The following is an 18,988-nucleotide window of genomic DNA, read 5'->3' on the forward strand; positions in this document are numbered from 1 at the left end:
TTATTATATATAACTAATTATAAAATTGAGTAATTTTCTTAATATATATTTTCATAAGTAAAAAGGTATACGCGAAAACATATACCTTTTCACTCAATTTTATATTTTTACATTTTCAATCTGCTATTGTGCTTGTGCTTCCTTAGCATCCATGTCTATATCTGCCCAATAGAAGTCAGTTGATGGACCTGCTCCTCTATTAACTACACCTGTTAGATAATCTTTAAATACCCAGTGAGCTACTCTGAAATATTGAGGTGCTATAACAGCATCATCGACTAGCATTTTTTCTGCTTTATAGAACATCTCCATACGTTTTGCTGGATCTTTTTCTACTCTAGCATCACTTATTAATTTATCATATTCAGGATTATTGTATTTACCATAGTTATTTCCGTTTGATGATTCAAATAAATCTAAGAATGTCATTGGATCCATGTAGTCTGGTCCCCAACCATCGGCACACATTGCAAATTCACCGGCTTTTAATCTTCTTAATTTTTCACCCCAAGGTACTGGTACAAGATTAACTGTAACGCCAATTTCTTTCCAGTCTTGTTGGAACTTAACTGCTACCTTTTGATCAATGTCACCATCTACTATAACCATATCTATTGCTGGTAATTGTTTTAATCCTAATTCTTTAAGTCCTTGAGCTAAATACTTTTTAGCTTCTTCTTTGTTATTATCCTTTATTAATTCCATTCCATTTTCTTCTCTAAAGGACTTATTTAATCCTGGGAAGCTTTCAGGAACAACACCTAGAGCTGGTCTGTCACCTAGATTTATTTTTTCTACAAAGCTATTACGATCCATTGCTAAAGTTAATGCTTTTCTGATATTTTTATTCATTGTGTATTTATTGCTAAATTGATTAAAGTCTATATAGAATACACTGTAATCTGGCATATCAACCATGTCTTGAAGATGATATTGCTCACGAGTTGCAAGGTCTTGGAATTCTGGAAGGTCTTTTGCCTGTATTGCAGAACCATCAAGTTTTCCAGTTTTTAATAGGTTAGTTCTTGTTTCAACCTTATCAACTACCTTTATATTCATTTCATCTATTTTTATATTATCCTTATTCCAGTAATTATCATTTTTAACTAACTTAAAGCTGTCTTTATGGTTCCATTCTTTTACTACCCATGGACCATTTGAATATAATCCAGCAGCTTCTAATCCATAGCTGTTATCAGCTTTGTGCTTTTCATAGAAGTCTTTATTCATTGGATAGTATACTGGGAAAGCTGTTAATCCAACAAAATATGGAGTAGGGCCTACTAATTCTACCTTTAAATTATCTCCTTCAGCTTTTGCTCCAACCTTTGACCATAAGTCATCTTTTATCTTTTGATATTCAGACTTTTCTGCATCTGTCATAGCTTCTATACGCTTTGCTATTTGGCTGTTAATTTCTTTCTTCTTAGCATCATCTTTTTCATTTTCAGCTTTATCTACTAATGCTTTGAATGAAGCATCTTTTTCAGATAAGAAGCTTTTTTGAGTTACAGCAGCATATGCATCTGCACCCTTGATATATTGAGTAAGCATAAAGCTGTATACTGTTTGCTCATCCATTGCTAATCTCCAAGCAAAGAAGAAATCATCAGCAGTAACTTGTTTTCCATCGCTCCACTTAGCATCTTTTCTTAATTTAAAAGTATAGGTATTAGTTGCTTCATCAAAGGTATATGATTCTGCTACACCAGGCTCATATTTACCTTCTTCTTTTCCAAAACGCATTAATCCTTCAATGAACATGTTAGCGATAATCATATCTGGCTGTCCTGAAATTTGTTGTGCGTCTAGTGTTTCTGGCTCAGCACTTGAATAGTAGTCAAGAACTTTTTTCTTTCCACTTGATGCCGAACCATTTGCTTCAGTGTTTTGCTTTGCTCCACCTGCTGTATCGCTGCCGCTATTTTGGCCGCATCCAGTTAATGCTGCACCTAATAACATTGCCCCAGCAAGAATCAAAGCTGTCAATCTTTGTTTCTTCATTAATATTTCCCCCCTATATTAACTTCATAATACTTCAATAAAATTTTCAACCTAATAATCATATGTAAATATATAACAGGCTGAAAACCAATTGCAATATTTACTTAGAATAAATTCATATACCATTATTTTTGTTAACTAAACATGAATAATATTTATATATAAATTTATCACTTATTTTTTAAAAATAATATCACATTTTTAACCGTTAGTCAATGTTTTTGATACTTAGTTAAACATTCAACTATATATAATAAAAGCTTCATTATTATGTAAATTAAATATATTTTTAAATTAAAATATTATTGAAAATATGCAATTAGAGTACATTAAAGTTTCTAAATTATTAAATATTTTTATTAATTATATTCATTAATTCCATAAATTATGATAGCTTTTTTATTATAATTTTTTTATTATATTTTCTTAATCCAAGCTTCTAATCTACTCGTTGCTTTATATAAATCCTCTAAACTATAACAGTAAGATAACCTAATATATCCTTCTCCTCCTATTCCAAAAGCTGAGCCAGGTACTATAGCTACCTTAGCTTCATTTAGTGCTCTTTCGCAAAATTCATCGCTGCTCATATTAAAGTTCTTTATACTTGGAAACATATAAAATGCACCTTTAGGAAGGTTAACAGAAAATCCCATAGAAATTAACCTATTATATAAGTAATCTCTTCTCTTTATAAACTCATTTTTCATAACTTCAACTTCAGGTAAACATGTCCTAATTCCTTCATAGGCTCCCCATTGTACAACAGAAGGAGCACAGGATACGGCATACTGATGAACTTTTATTATACTGCTTATTAGATCAGTATGAGCACAAACATATCCTAATCTTAATCCTGTCATTGAGAACATCTTTGAAAATCCACTAACAAGAATAACCTTATTTCTTATATCTTCATACTGAGCTACAGAATGATACTCATCTTCAAATACAAGAGAACTATATATTTCATCAGTTATAACTAAAATATTTTTATTTTTTATCATGTGATGGAGTTTCTCTTTATCATCCTTAGTTAAAACTGCACCTGTAGGATTGCAAGGATAGGATAATACCATTAGTTTAGGATTTTCTTTATCTATAATTGATTCTAGTTTTTCATGATTTATAGAAAAATCATCATTTAACTCATAGTTTACAACCTTTCCACCTAAAAGTTTTACACAGCTTTCATATGCTGGATAGGCTGGAGTTGGTATTAAAACTTTATCGTCTTTATTAATAAAAGCGGCAAAAACAGCTAACAGCCCTTCACTTCCTCCTACTGTTATACAGATTTCATCTTTGTCATAATCAATATGAAAATATTTTTTTAAATAGTTTGATATCTCATCTCTTAATTCCTCTATACCAGCATTAGAAGTATATTTAGTTTTATTGTCATTAATAGCTGCTATCATAGCCTCTTTTATTCTTTGAGGTACTGGAAAATCTGGTTGTCCTACTGTAAGAGAAATCGCATCTGGTATTTTAACCACCTTGTTAAAAAATTTTCTTATACCCGATATTTCTATGTTTTGAACATTTTCAGAAATAAAGTTTTTCATATTCAGTCGCTCCAATTCTGTGATAATTTATCTAGATAATATAAATTGTACTCCATTGGCAAGCATGTGTCTATACAAAACATAATACAGCATATACAAAATATTCCTTGTTTTTAAATTTATATTTCCTTACATATCTTTACTTTAAATTGCAACTAATATTTATTATAATATACACTATATTTAAATACGAAGAGGAGGCTATACAATGCATTACGATTTAACAGATCCATATGAAATTGCAAGATACATAAAAGAAGCAAAAAAGTCTACTCCACTTAAGGTATATGTAGATGGTAACCTTGAAGAGTGTAATTTTGGCAGCATTGAGTGCTATGGTAACAATGGTTTTTATATTTTATTTGGTGAAAACTCTGAAATACTAGATTTCTTAGAAAAAAATAAGGAAAATATAAAAAAGTATAAAATAGAGCAAGATAGAAGAAATTCTGCTATTCCTATGTTAGATATAAAGAATATAGATGCTAGAATAGAACCAGGTGCAATAATCAGGGATATGGTATCTATTGGCAAAAATGCTGTAGTTATGATGGGCGCAGTTATAAATATAGGCTGCGAAATCGGTGAAGGTACTATGGTTGATATGAATGCAGTTTTAGGCGCTCGTGCAAAACTTGGAAAGAATGTTCATTTAGGAGCTGGTGCAGTGGTTGCAGGAGTACTAGAACCACCAAGTAAATCTCCTTGTGAAATAGGTGATAATGTTTTAATAGGTGCAAACTCTGTAATCTTAGAAGGAGTAAAAGTTGGTGACAATTCTGTAGTTGCTGCTGGCTCAGTAGTAGTGGAGGATGTACCTTGCAACGTAGTTGTAGCTGGAAGCCCTGCTAAAATAATAAAACATGTAGATGAAAAGACAAAAGATAAAACCAAACTAATGGATGACTTAAGAAAATAGACACTTGGCAAAATTGCCAAGTGTCTTTTACTATTCTGCTAACTCATTTTGTACCTCACCTTCAGCATTATTAGTTCCACGTCCATCGGCATATTCTAGTTTAGAAATAGAAACTTCATAAGCAGTTTTAACTATTACTTCATCTCCTACTTTCTTTTGATATTGTCTGCTTTGCAATCTTCCCCATACCTTTATATTATCTCCAACATTTAAAGTCTTGCAAAATCTTGAATTTCTTCCCCAAGATATTGTAGGTATATAGTCAGATTTATTATAAGGTCTATTGACTGCCAATAATATGTCCGATATTTCCCTTCCAAATGGGGTAGTTCTATAAACAGGTTCCTTGCATATATATCCATTCAAAAATATTTGGTTTGGATTTTTACTCTTTTCAATACATGGTTGTATGTCTCTTGCAAATACAGTAAGTATTAATCTATTAGATCCATCTATAAACTTGTTGTATGATCTAAGTTGTCCTTCTACTACTAGGTCTACCCCCTCCTTTATTTCTATTTCAGTAAGCAACCTTTCTGAAACAGTTATAGGTAAAATGTCCTTTGCATCACTAAGCCTATTTACAGCAATCTTAAATGTGTAAAATCCTTCCCCATACATTTCATGGCTGAATTCAAGCCCCGTTACGCAAGTGCCTTCCAAATAAATTTTGTTGTTTAACATTAGATTGTCCATCTTAACCCCTCTCTCCATTAGTTTTCTTTTTTACTTATCTTACTGAAATATAATTATTCAAACAATTCTAAAAATATAACAGATATTTAGAAAATTATTTTGAATATTGGTCATTTTTGTCTTTTGAAATCCTTTAAAATTTCCCTATTAATTATTTCCATTATAATACAGCTGAGAAGTATATTTCAATATAATTTTTTATTTTAATGTTTGTTTATATGTTTTTATTTTGATATTTGCTTTCCTGAGTAATCTATGTAATAGTTTTCCTTATATATCAAATCTGATACTTTTACAAATTCATATCCTTTGGATTTTAAATCCTTAATTATCTTTGGCAGAGTTTCTGGAGTATACTTGGCACCATTATGAAATAATAAAATAGAACCTGGTCTTGTTTTCTTCATTACTCTATTATACTCTATATCAGCTCCATGTTCCTTCCAATCAATACTATCTACATCCCATTGAATGCAAAAGTGGTTGGTGCTTTCCACTATCTTTACAGCCTCTTCATTATATGAACCTGACGGAAATCTAAATATGCTTGTACCAGTTCCTATTAGTTTCATAAGCTTTGCATCTGTTACGGCTATTTCTTCTATTATCCTATCTTTAGATATATTTATAAAATCCGGGTGATTATTAGAATGATTTCCTATTTCATGACCCCTTTTATAAATTTCTTTAACCATATCTGGATATTTATCCATCCAAGTCCCAAGTATAAAAAAAGTTGCTTTAACATCATTTTCATCAAGTATATCAAGTATTTTTATCATATTGTCATCTCCCCAATTTGTATCAAAGGTAAGAGCTATCTTTTTCTCTTTAGTATCTACGCAATATATGGGCAGAGCCTTTTCATTCTCTTTAAAAACTGCAGAAGCTCTAAAAACTGTCATTGCTAAAAATAATCCCACAAAAACACAAACTGAAGTTATTAAAAATATATTTTGTCTTTTAGATCTTTTAGAAAATATTATTATTTTCATGTATCTCCTCCTGTTTTTTACAATTGTTCTACTGCATTTATATATAAATACAAGAGGAAATATTACTTGAATTACTCGCTTTATCATAATCTTTTCGTGTTTATAGTATAAATAAATATTTTAAGCACCGATTTATTTCGGTGCTTTTTATGATATAATAAAAAATATATGTTTTAAGAAAACAGACTTAAAGGAGTGAGAGATTAGTGTTTAGCAGCACATCTGATTTAGCTGAAGATAAGCTTCTTTTACTTTACTTATTAGAAAAAATAAAACTTCCTATTTCTAATAATCAAATTACTCAAATTATATTAGAAAATAATTTTATTAATTATTTTGCTCTACAGCAATATATAGCAGAACTCATAAATTCTAAATTTATAGACTGTATAGAACAGGATGATAGGCATAGAATAGTCATATCACCTAAAGGATTAAAAGTTTTATCTTTATTTAGAAATAGAATCTCTAAAGATAAAATGAAAGCTATAGATGAATATCTTATAAAGCAACTTGAAAGTATAAAAAAAGAAATTACCATTTCAGCAGATTATACCATAGAAGGCAATAATTATATAGTTAATTTAAAAGCAATTGAAAATGACTGCATTTTAATTGATCTAAAACTAAATGTAGCCTCAAATAGTCAAGCAAAAGCATTATGCTCCAAATGGAAACAAAACTCTGCGGACATTTATAGTAAGCTTATTAAAGTGCTAATAGATAGTTAGACATATGTCATACCAGTGGGTTCTCCCCCTATGGATATGACTCTTTTATTCTCACTTTCTACATGAGCTCTTATTAATAAATTATTATAATTGTCTCCTACATATATATATTCTCCCACATTTATGATTCCTCTTGGCATTCCTCCTACATTAATTTTTTTTATCTCTTTATAATTGTTAATGTCAACTTGGCTTACACTCCCGTCTCCAAAATTTGATACAAAACAATATGAAGTATTTAAATACATGTCCACAGGATATTTACCTACTAGGATTTTATTAAGCAGCCTAAAATTTTTTAATGATAAAATGCTTATATTTCCCCTTATATCAGCCCCCATATTACTCTCGCACACAAGAATATGTTCACCATCTACTGTGAATAAAGCCTTAGTTGGATAAGCTCCCACTCTTACTTGAATGATATTTTTTTTATCTTCTAAATCAAGTACAGTTATACTATTGCTTTCAAAATTTGATATAAGCATTAACTTCTTCTTTTTATTAATATCTATACTGTGAGGTAGATTTCCGCAGGGAATTTCCTCTTCTAATTTCTTACAATTTAAATTAAATACCATAACATAATTTGACTCGCCGCATATAACATATGCCTTATTTTCATAAACTACTGCATCATTGCAGTGCATGCCTATAAAATGACTTTCTATTTCCCTGCCTTCTTTTATATCAACTATAGAAATTGTATTGCTGTAGTTATTAGATATAATTAACTTATCGTTGTAAGTACATATTCCATGAGGTCCAACTTTATCCATACCGGATAACTTTAAAGAGATTTTATTCTCTTCTTTAAACTCGCTTATATTTACCACAGATATATTATCTGAAGATGTATTGCACACAAATAAGCGACCCATATTCTCACCCCCTCACAGTATAATATGTAACTTCTTATAAATGTGAGATTAAAGGCATTTAACTTTCAAAAAATTTTTATTATGACTATATCTTTATTACCCCTACAATATATGGATGATATAACTTTCCTCTATTTTTTAGAAATATATTTACTGCCTTCTATATAAAATCTCCATAAATAATCCTTTGCCTCCTCCGCATAATCAATGTTTATTCGCTTTGAATACACTGTATTAAACTTTTCTTTATTATCTAATATATATAATCTACTGCCGCATAAGTCCTCTCCATTTAATGTTTTGTCTATGTTCATGGCCATACATAGTTTTCCTGGTCCGTTGGTTAAATTCTTCTTTTGATAAGCAGTAAGTTCTTCATAACTCTTTTTATACCTATTTCTGCTCATCTCTTCTAATCCCTCTATAGGTTCTAATGCTCTAATAAGAACAGCCTGTGGTATGTCCATCTCCGAAGTTACTACATTTACGCAATAGTACATTCCATATATCTGAAATACGTATGTATACCCTCCCTCCTTGTACATAACCTCCGTTCTTTCTGTTCTCCTTCCTCCATAGGAATGGGCAGCCTTATCCTCCACCCCCATGTAAGCTTCTACTTCTACTATTCTGCCAATAAGTTTATTTCCTTTATACTCATGAACAAGATATTTTCCCAATAATTCTTTTGCAACCTCTATTGCACTTCTTTTATAAAAGTCTCTTTCTAACTTTTTCATATGTGCTATCCTCCAATTTATACCAAACTTTCTAAACTCTCTAAACTCTTACTCTGCTCTTTATAGCATTGGATTTTCATAATAAAAATTCTCTAAAAATGAACTATTTTTCTTTAACATTTGTTTATTATTTTACATATTATATAGTGATAGGACAAGCCGAGTGTACTATCTCCATAATTATCTCCTAAAAAAAGAAAGGAGGTCTATATATGTCTGACTTACGCCCATACTCATGTTTTGATGATACTCTTTGGATAATAATTTTATTAATCATATTATTCTGCTGCTGTGGCGGCTTTGGTCTAGGATTTGGCAGCTTCTGCGGATTTGGTTCATTTGCTCCAATCTTCTGCTGTTGCTGCTAGTAATCTAATTCAATCTTTAAGCGGTATATTTATATAATATACCGCTTATCTATATATTTTTAAACTTAAATCATTTTATTTAAGTTTAAGATACTAGAAGAATAGCTTTTTTGGTGATATAATCAATTCAACTAGTAATTAGTTAAGGAGTGATGTATTTCTTGTTTAAAAATAAAAAAATACCTTATTTAAGCTTAATACCCATAATTTTAATCACAGCATTGATTTTTAAACTCATCAATAATATTGAGTTTTTAGTCCAAAATTTACGGCTTATTATATCCATTTTAAGCCCATTTTTTTGGGCATTTGGCATAGCATACATATTAAATCCTTTAATGACCTATATTGAGAAAAAGGCTAAATTTAAAAGACCACTGAGCATACTTTTAGTATACTTAATAGTTATTGGTTTTATAACACTTACAGTAACCATTGTTTCTCCTGCTATAGTTAATAATTTAGGGGACTTAGCTCAAAATATGCCTAACTATGTTAGAAAAACTCAAAACTGGTTTGATAACAATCTTTCAAGATTTAATTTGTCTAATAATCAAAATTTAATAGACTATGCTCATAAAATTTTAGATGATATAACTAGCAAATTGACTGCATCCTTAAATTCTATTTTGAATGTAGCCTTAAATAAAGCTATTGATTTTACTTCCTCATTTTTAAAAATGATATTTGGATTTATAATATCCATATATATATTAAAGGATAAAGAGATTTTTAAAATTAATTCAAAAAAGTTTTTATATGCAACTTTCAATGCTCCTTCAATTAATTCCTTTTTAATTTTTCTTAATGAAGTAAACACTATATTTTCTAAATATATTATTGGTAAATTTATCGACTCATTAATAATAGGTATTCTATGTGCTATTGGTCTTAGCATACTTAGAATTCCTTATGCATTGTTAATAAGTTTAATAGTTGGAGTAACAAATATGATACCTTATTTTGGACCATTTATAGGAATGATACCTGGAGTTCTAATAACCTTGTTCTATAGTCCTATAAAAGCACTTTGGGTTCTTATATTTATTTTTGTTCTTCAACAGTTTGACGGTTGGTATCTTGGGCCAAAAATATTGGGGGAACAGGTGGGTGTAAGTCCATTCTGGATTATACTTGCTATAACTCTTGGTGGAGGTACATTTGGTGTACTTGGAATGTTCCTTGGAGTGCCATTTATAGCAATAGTTAAAACAATGGTTGAAAGATTTGTGGATAGACGATTAAACAACAGAAATGCAAAAAATAAGTTAGAAATAACTAATCAATAACCAGCACTATTTTAAATGCACAATTGACAATGGATGTAGTTTTGCGCTGATAGAACATTTTCCATTATCAATTGTGCATTGTTAAATTATTTTATATTTTTGTTTTTAAGCTAAACACCTAACATCCTAACTTCTGTCCTTTAGCTTCTTGATTTGTTCTTATGGTTTTTCTCATGTCTCCTATCATATAAAGAGAGCCTGATATTAAAAGCAAATCTCCTTCATTACAATAGTCAATTCCTATTTTATACGCTTCTTCATAGTTTTCAACTGCTTCACAGTTTTCATTATACTTTTTTACAACCATCATAAGCTCTGAAGCAAGTTCTGCTCTATCACTATGGGGTGTAACACATATAACTTTTTTAGCCATAGGTGCAATAACTTTTACCATATCTTCCACTTGCTTATCTGATAATATTCCTAAAATTAGTACCATATTTTTATATGATAAATAAGCATTCATACTTTCTTTTAGCTTTTTTATACCATCTATATTATGAGCTCCATCTATCACTACTAAAGGTTCTCTATTTAAAATTTCAAATCTGCCTTTCCACTGAACCCTGCTCAAGGCACTTAATATAGCCCTTTTTTCTATTTTTATACCCATTTTTATTAATTCTTCAACGGCATAAACTACAGTTGCACAGTTCATAACTTGATGCTTTCCTAAAAGTGACAACTCTATATCATACTGTGAAAGGCCTGTATTCACTATTACATTTTGCGTTATGTATTTATCCACCTTAGAATCTATTTTACTTGAAATAATGGCCTTTACATTTTCTCTATATACCTTTACAAGTCTTGATTGCCTCTCTATACAAATTTTCTCTATTACATCTTCTGCTTCTTTTTCCTGTGGATAGAGCACTGTAGGAACCCCTTTTTTTATTATACCAGCTTTTTCATAAGCTATTTTTGATAGAGTATCTCCTAAAATACCCGTATGATCATAACTTATAGAAGTAATTATGCTGAGTACTGGTGTTATCACATTCGTTGAATCTAGCCTTCCTCCAAGACCTACCTCAATTACTGCAAAATCTACCTTCTTTTCATAAAAGTACAAAAGTCCTGCACAGGTTATTATTTCAAATTGAGTAGGATTATCATATCCAAGCTCTAGGACTTTATCTACAGCCTCAGAAACCTTTGTAACAACCTTTGCTAAATCATATTTAGGTATATTAACTCCATTTATCTGTATTCTCTCTTCAAATTCTTCAATATAAGGAGATGTATACATACCAACTTTATATCCAGCTTCTTTCAATATAGATGAAATCATAGCAGTAGCAGAGCCTTTTCCATTAGTTCCTGCAATATGTATGCATTTTAAATCTTTATGAGGGTTTCCTAAAAGCTCAAGTATTTTTTCTGTTCTAGAAAGTCCAAGCTTCATGCTGAATTTAGCTGCGTCTTCAATATAATCTCTAGCCTCTCTATAGTTCATTCCACTTCTCCCCGATTCTTTATTTAATCTTCTAACTCTATTTTTTAAAAAACGCCAGCACCTTATCCCTATGCTGACGTTTTTTATTAATCTAAGCTATTTTTTAAGATTTTCTATTCTCTTTATAACAGCTTCATACATTTCTTTGTACTTTTTACCTTTTTCCTTTTCTTCATTAACAACAGCTTCTGGAGCCTTGCTTACAAATTTTTCATTGGCAAGTTTCTTTTCCACTCTATCTATTTCCTTTTCTAGCTTTTCTTTTTCCTTATTTAGTCTTTCTAATTCTTTTTCTATATCTACTAAGTCTAGAAGAGGCATAAACATTTCTGCTCCTTTTGTAACTGCAGAAACTGAGTTCTCTGGAACTTCATCCTTTGAATCTATGAAAGCAACTTCAGATGCTGAAGCTAGTTTTTCAAAATAAATCTTTCCTTCTTCAAAGGCCTCTCTTCCTTCTGATGTATAGATTATAACCTTAGCCTTTCTTGAAGGTGGAACATTCATTTCTGCTCTTACATTTCTTAAAGCCTTAATAGCTTCTATAATGTAATTCATTTGTTCTTCTGTCTTTTCATCATTCAATTCTTCCTTATATAAAGGCCATGCAGCAGTTACTATAGTCTCTTCTGAGTTTGGTAAATTTGTATATATTTCTTCAGTTATATAAGGCATTACAGGATGCAGCAATTTTAAACCTGTTTGTAATACTTCATTTAGTACATTTAGAACTATTCCCTTAGCTTTCTCATCTTCTCCGTATAAAACTGGTTTTACAAGCTCAATATACCAATCACAGAATTCATTCCACATAAAGTCATATATCTTTTGTGCTGCAATACCAAGTTCAAATTTATCTATGTTCTCAGTTACTTCTTTTACTACTGTATTAACTCTTGACAATATCCACTTATCTGCTATTGTGTAATCTTTGCTATTCTTATACTTATTCATTAATTCTTTATCGAGATTCATCATTACAAATCTTGATGCATTCCAGATCTTATTAGCAAAGTTTCTAGCAGCCTCAACCTTTTCTTCATAATATCTAATATCATTTCCTGGAGCATTTCCTGTAATAAGCATAAATCTTAAAGCATCTGCTCCATATTTTTCAATTACTTCAAGTGGGTCAACTCCATTTCCAAGAGACTTAGACATCTTTCTTCCTTCACTATCTCTAACTATACCATGGATTAACACTGTATCAAACGGTATATCTCCCATGTTGTGAAGTCCTGAGAATATCATTCTAGCTACCCAGAAGAATATGATATCATATCCAGTAACTAAAGTGTTTGTTGGGTAAAAATATTTCAAGTCCTCTGTTTTTTCTGGATAGCCTAAAGTTGAAAATGGCCACAACGCTGAGCTAAACCATGTATCTAGAACATCTTCATCTTGTTTTAATTTTTCGCTGTTACATTTGCTGCATTTTGTTGGTTCATCAACAGATACAATTACTTCTCCACAATCTTCACAGTACCAAACTGGGATTCTATGTCCCCACCAAAGCTGTCTTGAAATACACCAGTCTTGAATATTCTCCATCCAATTAAAGTAGATTTTTGAGAATCTCTCTGGAACAAACTTTATCTTTCCTTCTTTTACAACATTTATTGCAGGTTCTGCAAGAGGTTTCATCTTTACATACCACTGTTTAGAAGTTACAGGCTCAATTACTGTGCCGCATCTATCATGAGTTCCAACATTATGAGTATGCTCTTTTATTTTTACTAAATATCCTTGATCTTCTAAGTCTTTTACAATAACTTTTCTTGCTTCATATCTGTCAAGTCCTGAGTACTTTCCATAGCCATCAGCTATAGTTCCATCTTGGTTCATCATAACTATCTGTGGAAGATCATGTCTCTTTCCTACTTCGTAGTCATTAGGATCATGAGCCGGTGTTATCTTAACTGCTCCTGTTCCAAATTCCATATCAACATATTCATCTGCAATTATAGGAAGTTCTCTTCCTACAAGAGGTAATATTAGCTTCTTGCCTATTAAATGAGCATATCTTGTATCATTAGGATTAACTGCAACTGCTGTATCTCCAAGCATAGTCTCTGGCCTTGTTGTAGCAATTTCTAAATACTCATCACTATCTTTAACAGGGTATTTTATATGCCAGAAATGTCCATTCTTCTCTTCATACTCTATTTCTGCATCTGAAATAGCAGTTTGACACTTAGGACACCAGTTAACTATTCTATTTCCTTTATAAATTAACCCCTCATTATATAAATCAACAAATACCTGTCTAACTGCTTTACTTAATCCTTCATCCATGGTGAATCTTTCTCTAGTATAGTCAGCAGAAATTCCAAGTTTTTTGTATTGAGTCTTTATTCTTTCTCTATATTTATCTGACCATTCCCATACCTTTTCTAAGAAAGCTTCTCTTCCCATCTTTTTCTTCTCTAAGCCTTGTTTTAAAAGTTCTTTTTCAACTTTAACTTCAGTTGCAATACTTGCATGGTCTTCTCCTGGAAGCCATAATGTGCTGTAGCCCTGCATTCTCTTTGTTCTTATTAAAAAGTCTTGAAGTGTACCATCTAAAGCATGCCCTAAGTGAAGCTGACCTGTTATATTTGGCGGCGGCATCATTATTGTATAAGGCTTTTTATTTTTATCTACTTCTGGAGTAAAGTATTTATTTTTTTCCCAATTTTTATAGATTCTATCCTCAAATTCTTTAGGATCATATGTTTTTGCAATGTTTACTTCCGACATGATTTATCCTCCTTATAATTTTTTCATATGAATTTTCTTGTTTAAAATACACTTAAAATAAATTTAATTTAAAGCTTATATCCTCTTTCCAGCTTAAACTTATTTTAATGCTGTATTACAATTTTCTTATAAAACAAAAAAGCCCTGTTCATCCTAAAGGACGACAGCGCGCGTTACCACCTTAATTCTTGAAATATTCAAGTTCTCAAGCTCTCATTAAATTAACGATGTGATCACCGTCTTTATCTACTGCTATTTCGATAAAGAAGCTCCAAAGCTACCTTCAAGATAATTTGTATAGAAAACCTTTCAGCCCTTGAGTTTTCCTCTCTTAATACTCCTGTATCTTTACTCCTCTTCTTCTTTGCTTTTTGTATGAATTTAATTATTTTTTATTATACCTTTATTTTTAAAACTGTCAAGTCTTTTCCTTATCTTTCACTTATTCAATTCAAAGAGAATATTGTAATAATAAGAAAAGTTTTTTTATAAATATATACTATCTCAATTCAGCTTTTTAAAATAACTAAAAAATGGGGTTATCGTTATGAAAGATATAGATCTCTTAGGGCTAGACCTTCAAGGCTCTAAATTAATTCACCGCGGCAAAAAAGAATTAATTTATCTAATGCCCGATAATAAAATAATAAAATTCTGCAAAAATGTTGATGAATGTAGACGTGAATATCTTATATTAAGGTATTGTCAAAATAATAAATACTTTCCAAAAGTTTATTCATATAGAATGGGTTATATAATAAGAGAATATATAGACGGAATATGCTTAATTGACTATATAAAGAAGAACAGTTTAGATGAATCATTAGCTCTCTCATTAGTGGACCTTATTGAAAACTTTCAACTCCTTGGCTTTACACGTCTGGATACCGGCATTTCACATATATTCATAACCGAAAATGGGCAGTTAAAAGTGATTGGACTAAAAAACAATTATCATAGAAAAGAAAAATATCCTAAGCACATGATTTCAGGCCTTAGAAAACTTAAGGTTTCTAAAAAATTTTTTAAAATATTAAAACATTCTAGGCCTGAATTATACGAAAAGTGGAAAAAATAAGGAAGCTATTTTAACTTCCTTATTTTACTTCAAATCATCAAGTCTAACTCATTTATACTATACTTTGCACTTTAGAACTTACTCCAAGTGAAGTACTTTTCAACACAATTATTATTAAATTAAAAAGCAGCATGACTACTCACCCCTTTTAATCATATAACATATATTATTTTATAACATAAAATATTTATTTAAGGGGGAATAAAATTGAAGAAAAAATTGCTAAATATATTCTTAACAATAATACTAATAATAAGTTCCTTAGGATTAGCTGGATGCGGTAAAGATAGAAACTCAGGTTTGCAAAAGGTTAGATTAAATGAAGTTGTTCGTTCTACTTTCTATGCTCCTATGTATGTAGCATTAAGCAAAGGTTTCTTTAAAGAAGAAGGATTAGAGATCGAACTCTCTACAGGGCAGGGAGCAGATAAGACAATGCAGCAAGTTTTATCTGGCGCAGTTGATATTGGCTTTAGCGGACCAGAGCAAGTAATTTACATTTATAATCAAGGCAGAGAAGATATGCCTATAGTATTTGCTCAATTAACCCAAACTGATGGATCATTTTTAGTTAGTAGACAACCTGAAGAAAACTTTGACTGGAAGTCTCTAAAGGGTAAAACTATTATTGGAGGAAGACCAGGCGGAGTTCCTCAAATGGCTCTTGAATATGCATTAAAGCAAAATGGTTTAGATCCTAATAAAGATGTGACATTTGTAACTAACTTAGACTTTACTGCTACATCTGGAGCCTTTAAAGCAGGTACTGGAGATTATGTAGCTTTGTTTGAGCCTACTGCAAGCATGCTTGAAAAAGATAAATCAGGATATATAGTAGGATCTGTAGGAAAAGAGGCTGGAAATATTGCATATACCTGCTTCTATGCAACAGAATCATATATAAAGAAAAATCCTGAAATAATACAAAAATTCACTAATGCACTTTATAAAGGTCAACAATGGTTTGCTTCCCACAGCGACAAAGAAGTGGCAGAATCTATTATTTCCTTCTTCCCAGGAAGCGACATTGATATAGTTATTAATGTTATAAAAAATTATAGAGAAATAAATGCTATTGCATCCGACCCGACTATAGATGAAGCAGATTTAAATAAATTGATGGATATTATTCAAGGATATAAAGCAGACCTAATAAAGGTAAGACCTGCTTTTAATGAAATTGTTGATAATTCCTTTGCTGAAAAGGCAATGAAAAATAAGTAAAGTTAAGTCCTACACTTAAATGTGTAGGGCTACTTACTTTTTTATATATCTTTTAACAAATACGAGGCAAACCTTCACCATAAAGTACATCCAAAACTCTGCTGCCCTTTAAGGTTGTAATCATATTTACTCCTTTTCCTTCTACAATGCTTCCAATAATTTTTGCATTTTTACCATATTTACTTCCTCTTATGGCATCTAAAGCTCTTTTTGCTTCATTTCTTGGTACTACTGCAATCATTTTACCTTCATTAGCCATATAAAGCGGATCTAATCCTAAAATACTGCAAAGCCCCTTAACTTCACTGCTAACAGGAATATCCTTTTCATATATTTCAACTCCACAAGAGGAGCTTTCTCCAATTTCATTTAATACTGTGGCAAGGCCTCCACGTGTTACATCTCTCATACAATGAATATGTATGCCCTCATCAATCAAATTTTTAACTATGGTATGCAGTGGGGCACAATCGCTAGCTATATTATTTTCTATTCCCATTCTGCTGGACATTATTGCTGCATGATGTTCACCTAAGTTACCAGATAGTATTATAGCATCGCCTATGTTACAGTTTGAACAGCTGATACCTTCCTGCATAATCTCACCAATACCAGATGTGTTAATATAAATTCCTCCATTGCCTTCAATAACCTTTGTATCTCCTGCAACGATTTTAATTCCTGCTTCTTCTGCTGCTCTCTTCATAGAATGAGCAATTTTTTCAATAGTTTCTATTTCTACTCCTTCTTCAATAATAAAACCAGTTGTAAGATACCTTGGAACTGCTCCCATCATGGAAAGATCATTTACCGTTCCACAAACAGCAATCTTGCCTATATCTCCTCCATTAAAGAATAAAGGAGTAACCACAAAGGAATCTGTAGTATAGGCTATCTTTCCTTTTATATTTAGTACTGCAGCATCTTCTAATTTGTTTAATACTTCATTATCAAAATACTTTAAAAATATATCATTGATTAATTTGCTTGTTTGCTTTCCTCCGCTTCCATAAGACATGTCTATCTTCATTATTGATCCTCCCTATTTCTATACCAAATTCCACAGGCACCTTCTGATGAGACCATGCAAGGTCCTACAGCATTTAATGGTGTGCAAACCCTGCTAAACAAAGGACAATCCACAGGGTTAATTCGTCCTAATATAACATCTCTACATCTACATCCATTTGGTATGATATCAGAACCTTCCTTAAAATCACTTTCTATACCAAAGTGGGCATATTCTTTTTTAAGTTTGAAACCCGAATCTTTTATTATACCTATGCCTCTCCAATAATCATCTAATATTTCAAAGTATTTATTGATTAAAGTCGCAGCCTTTACATTTCCCTCTTCAGATACAGCACTTATGTACATATTCTTCATGCTATATTTGTTAATTAAAAGTTGATGAACTATTTCATAAATAGCGGCCAATATATGTTCTCCTTCAAAGCCAGCCACTACAAAGGGTTTATCATACTTCTCTGCTAAATCCTTATAAATAGATGCACCTGTAATAACAGTAACATGTCCAGGACATAAAAAAGCATCTATATTTTTTTCATTTTCACAAATATATTTCATGGCTGGAATTATTGTTTTAATGGACGTTAAGATCTTTAAATTATTTATATTTTTATTTATAATTTCCTCAATTAGCAATGCATATATTGGTGCTGTGGTTTCAAAGCCAACGGCTGCAAAGACAAAGTTAGTGTCATTATGCTTCACAGCAAGGTCAATAGCCATGAGAGGTGAATATAGTATTTTTACTTTACCGCCTAAGGCCTTAGCTTCAGTTAGTGATAATCTGCTTCCCTTTACCTTCATCATATCTCCAAAGGTTAAAACACACCAATTCTCCTTTAGAGAATAATCTATTAGCTTATCTATATATGCAGAAGAAGTTACACATACAGGGCAGCCTGGTCCTGAAATCAATTGTATTTTAGGAGATATTAAACTTCTAATTCCATTTTTAAATATACTGGAAGTGTGAGTTCCACAAACCTCCATAATTTTAATTTTCTTTCCATCATAATTCTTTAATTCGCTTTTAACTTCTTGAAGAGTCTTCATATGTAATCTCCTCCAGCTCCCTAAATAGTTCTATCATCTCCTGAGCTAAATCTTTCTTTAGGACTTCGATTACACATCCTGCATGAACCAAAGCATAATCTCCTACCTTAGCATCAACCAATTGAATATTAGCCTCACATATATTTCCCATAACTTCAACTTTAGCTCTACTGCCATTAATCTCTATAACCTTTCCTGGTACTGCAACGCACATA

The 18,988-nt window shown here is 31.2% G+C and carries 17 protein-coding genes and 1 other annotated feature; of the genes, 6 read left to right on the forward strand and 11 right to left on the reverse strand.

Annotated features, from left to right (window positions below):
* Nucleotides 1–123 precede the first annotated feature (123 nt).
* Both ACFWTK_RS12100 and ACFWTK_RS12105 read right to left on the reverse strand, forming a co-directional pair.
* Nucleotides 124–2,004 (reverse strand): peptide ABC transporter substrate-binding protein, encoded by a 1,881-nt coding sequence (locus tag ACFWTK_RS12100; RefSeq protein ID WP_415876222.1) that lies wholly within the window; start codon nucleotides 2,002–2,004, stop codon nucleotides 124–126.
* 416 nt (nucleotides 2,005–2,420) lie between these two features.
* The gene (locus ACFWTK_RS12105) at nucleotides 2,421–3,572 is read right to left on the reverse strand and encodes a pyridoxal phosphate-dependent aminotransferase (RefSeq protein WP_415876223.1); all 1,152 of its coding nucleotides are present in this window, start codon (nucleotides 3,570–3,572) and stop codon (nucleotides 2,421–2,423) included.
* Nucleotides 3,573–3,780: 208 nt separating this feature from the next.
* On the opposite strand from ACFWTK_RS12105, the gene dapD reads away from it, so the two are divergent.
* Nucleotides 3,781–4,491 carry a 2,3,4,5-tetrahydropyridine-2,6-dicarboxylate N-acetyltransferase gene (gene dapD, locus ACFWTK_RS12110; protein ID WP_415876224.1) on the forward strand — a complete coding sequence of 237 codons (711 nt, stop codon included), beginning with the start codon at nucleotides 3,781–3,783 and terminating at the stop codon, nucleotides 4,489–4,491.
* Nucleotides 4,492–4,521: 30 nt separating this feature from the next.
* On the opposite strand, the gene ACFWTK_RS12115 is transcribed toward dapD, so the two are convergent.
* Nucleotides 4,522–5,187, reverse strand: coding sequence for a single-stranded DNA-binding protein (locus tag ACFWTK_RS12115; protein ID WP_415876225.1), 666 nt, complete (start codon nucleotides 5,185–5,187; stop codon nucleotides 4,522–4,524).
* Nucleotides 5,188–5,411: 224 nt separating this feature from the next.
* Nucleotides 5,412–6,182, reverse strand: coding sequence for a polysaccharide deacetylase family sporulation protein PdaB (pdaB, locus tag ACFWTK_RS12120; protein WP_415876226.1), 771 nt, complete (start codon nucleotides 6,180–6,182; stop codon nucleotides 5,412–5,414).
* 206 nt (nucleotides 6,183–6,388) lie between these two features.
* On the opposite strand from pdaB, the gene ACFWTK_RS12125 reads away from it, so the two are divergent.
* Nucleotides 6,389–6,913, forward strand: a complete 525-nt coding sequence (locus ACFWTK_RS12125) for a DUF4364 family protein (RefSeq protein ID WP_415876227.1) — start codon at nucleotides 6,389–6,391, stop codon at nucleotides 6,911–6,913.
* On the opposite strand, the gene ACFWTK_RS12130 is transcribed toward ACFWTK_RS12125, so the two are convergent.
* The gene (locus ACFWTK_RS12130; protein WP_415876228.1) at nucleotides 6,910–7,794 is read right to left on the reverse strand and encodes a YncE family protein; all 885 of its coding nucleotides are present in this window, start codon (nucleotides 7,792–7,794) and stop codon (nucleotides 6,910–6,912) included. The genes ACFWTK_RS12125 and ACFWTK_RS12130 overlap by 4 nt on opposite strands.
* Before the next feature lie 131 nt (nucleotides 7,795–7,925).
* Nucleotides 7,926–8,534: a DNA-3-methyladenine glycosylase gene (locus tag ACFWTK_RS12135; protein WP_415876229.1), complete on the reverse strand. Its 609-nt coding sequence runs from the start codon at nucleotides 8,532–8,534 to the stop codon at nucleotides 7,926–7,928.
* 212 nt (nucleotides 8,535–8,746) lie between these two features.
* Here ACFWTK_RS12135 and ACFWTK_RS12140 point away from each other — a divergent pair, with 212 nt between their 5' ends.
* Together ACFWTK_RS12140 and ACFWTK_RS12145 are read left to right on the forward strand one after the other, a co-directional pair.
* The gene (locus tag ACFWTK_RS12140; RefSeq protein ID WP_165815370.1) at nucleotides 8,747–8,902 is read left to right on the forward strand and encodes a hypothetical protein; all 156 of its coding nucleotides are present in this window, start codon (nucleotides 8,747–8,749) and stop codon (nucleotides 8,900–8,902) included.
* Nucleotides 8,903–9,063: 161 nt separating this feature from the next.
* Nucleotides 9,064–10,191: an AI-2E family transporter gene (locus ACFWTK_RS12145; RefSeq protein ID WP_415876230.1), complete on the forward strand. Its 1,128-nt coding sequence runs from the start codon at nucleotides 9,064–9,066 to the stop codon at nucleotides 10,189–10,191.
* Between the two features lie 118 nt (nucleotides 10,192–10,309).
* Here the strand turns inward: ACFWTK_RS12145 and ACFWTK_RS12150 are convergent, their stop codons facing one another.
* Together ACFWTK_RS12150 and ACFWTK_RS12155 are read right to left on the reverse strand one after the other, a co-directional pair.
* On the reverse strand, nucleotides 10,310–11,650 hold the full coding sequence (locus tag ACFWTK_RS12150; RefSeq protein WP_415876231.1) for a bifunctional folylpolyglutamate synthase/dihydrofolate synthase: 1,341 nt from the start codon (nucleotides 11,648–11,650) through the stop codon (nucleotides 10,310–10,312).
* A gap of 96 nt (nucleotides 11,651–11,746) precedes the next feature.
* Entirely contained in the window at nucleotides 11,747–14,389 is a 2,643-nt protein-coding gene (locus ACFWTK_RS12155) for a valine--tRNA ligase (RefSeq protein WP_415876232.1), read from the reverse strand.
* 153 nt (nucleotides 14,390–14,542) lie between these two features.
* Nucleotides 14,543–14,763 (reverse strand) — a binding site (T-box leader).
* Nucleotides 14,764–14,936: 173 nt separating this feature from the next.
* On the opposite strand from ACFWTK_RS12155, the gene ACFWTK_RS12160 reads away from it, so the two are divergent.
* Entirely contained in the window at nucleotides 14,937–15,467 is a 531-nt protein-coding gene (locus ACFWTK_RS12160) for a serine/threonine protein kinase (protein WP_415876233.1), read from the forward strand.
* 207 nt (nucleotides 15,468–15,674) lie between these two features.
* Nucleotides 15,675–16,691, forward strand: coding sequence for an ABC transporter substrate-binding protein (locus ACFWTK_RS12165; RefSeq protein ID WP_415876234.1), 1,017 nt, complete (start codon nucleotides 15,675–15,677; stop codon nucleotides 16,689–16,691).
* A gap of 52 nt (nucleotides 16,692–16,743) precedes the next feature.
* Here ACFWTK_RS12165 and hypE read toward each other — a convergent pair whose 3' ends face one another.
* The 3 genes from hypE to ACFWTK_RS12180 are packed head-to-tail and all read right to left on the reverse strand — an operon-like array spanning nucleotide 16,744 to nucleotide 18,987.
* On the reverse strand, nucleotides 16,744–17,721 hold the full coding sequence (gene hypE, locus ACFWTK_RS12170) for a hydrogenase expression/formation protein HypE (protein ID WP_415876235.1): 978 nt from the start codon (nucleotides 17,719–17,721) through the stop codon (nucleotides 16,744–16,746).
* Entirely contained in the window at nucleotides 17,721–18,773 is a 1,053-nt protein-coding gene (hypD, locus tag ACFWTK_RS12175) for a hydrogenase formation protein HypD (protein ID WP_415876236.1), read from the reverse strand. Before hypD ends, hypE begins: the two co-directional genes overlap by 1 nt.
* Nucleotides 18,751–18,987: a HypC/HybG/HupF family hydrogenase formation chaperone gene (locus ACFWTK_RS12180; protein ID WP_415876247.1), complete on the reverse strand. Its 237-nt coding sequence runs from the start codon at nucleotides 18,985–18,987 to the stop codon at nucleotides 18,751–18,753. Before ACFWTK_RS12180 ends, hypD begins: the two co-directional genes overlap by 23 nt.
* Nucleotide 18,988 lies beyond the last annotated feature (1 nt).

This window comes from Clostridium sp., assembly GCF_047777555.1.
In the GTDB taxonomy this organism is placed as follows: Bacteria; Bacillota; Clostridia; order Clostridiales; family Clostridiaceae; genus Clostridium_H.

Excerpts from the sequence above, each read along its gene's own strand:
- ACFWTK_RS12100 (WP_415876222.1), bottom strand. The coding sequence starts at position 2,004 with ATGAAGAAACAAAGATTGACAGCTTTGATTCTTGCTGGGGCAATGTTA.
- ACFWTK_RS12140 (WP_165815370.1), top strand. The coding sequence starts at position 8,747 with ATGTCTGACTTACGCCCATACTCATGTTTTGATGATACTCTTTGGATA.
- hypD (WP_415876236.1), bottom strand. The coding sequence starts at position 18,773 with ATGAAGACTCTTCAAGAAGTTAAAAGCGAATTAAAGAATTATGATGGA.
- ACFWTK_RS12155 (WP_415876232.1), bottom strand. The coding sequence starts at position 14,389 with ATGTCGGAAGTAAACATTGCAAAAACATATGATCCTAAAGAATTTGAG.
- ACFWTK_RS12180 (WP_415876247.1), bottom strand. The coding sequence starts at position 18,987 with ATGTGCGTTGCAGTACCAGGAAAGGTTATAGAGATTAATGGCAGTAGA.
- ACFWTK_RS12130 (WP_415876228.1), bottom strand. The coding sequence starts at position 7,794 with ATGGGTCGCTTATTTGTGTGCAATACATCTTCAGATAATATATCTGTG.
- ACFWTK_RS12135 (WP_415876229.1), bottom strand. The coding sequence starts at position 8,534 with ATGAAAAAGTTAGAAAGAGACTTTTATAAAAGAAGTGCAATAGAGGTT.
- hypE (WP_415876235.1), bottom strand. The coding sequence starts at position 17,721 with ATGAAGATAGACATGTCTTATGGAAGCGGAGGAAAGCAAACAAGCAAA.
- dapD (WP_415876224.1), top strand. The coding sequence starts at position 3,781 with ATGCATTACGATTTAACAGATCCATATGAAATTGCAAGATACATAAAA.
- ACFWTK_RS12150 (WP_415876231.1), bottom strand. The coding sequence starts at position 11,650 with ATGAACTATAGAGAGGCTAGAGATTATATTGAAGACGCAGCTAAATTC.
- ACFWTK_RS12160 (WP_415876233.1), top strand. The coding sequence starts at position 14,937 with ATGAAAGATATAGATCTCTTAGGGCTAGACCTTCAAGGCTCTAAATTA.
- pdaB (WP_415876226.1), bottom strand. The coding sequence starts at position 6,182 with ATGAAAATAATAATATTTTCTAAAAGATCTAAAAGACAAAATATATTT.
- ACFWTK_RS12105 (WP_415876223.1), bottom strand. The coding sequence starts at position 3,572 with ATGAAAAACTTTATTTCTGAAAATGTTCAAAACATAGAAATATCGGGT.
- ACFWTK_RS12115 (WP_415876225.1), bottom strand. The coding sequence starts at position 5,187 with ATGGACAATCTAATGTTAAACAACAAAATTTATTTGGAAGGCACTTGC.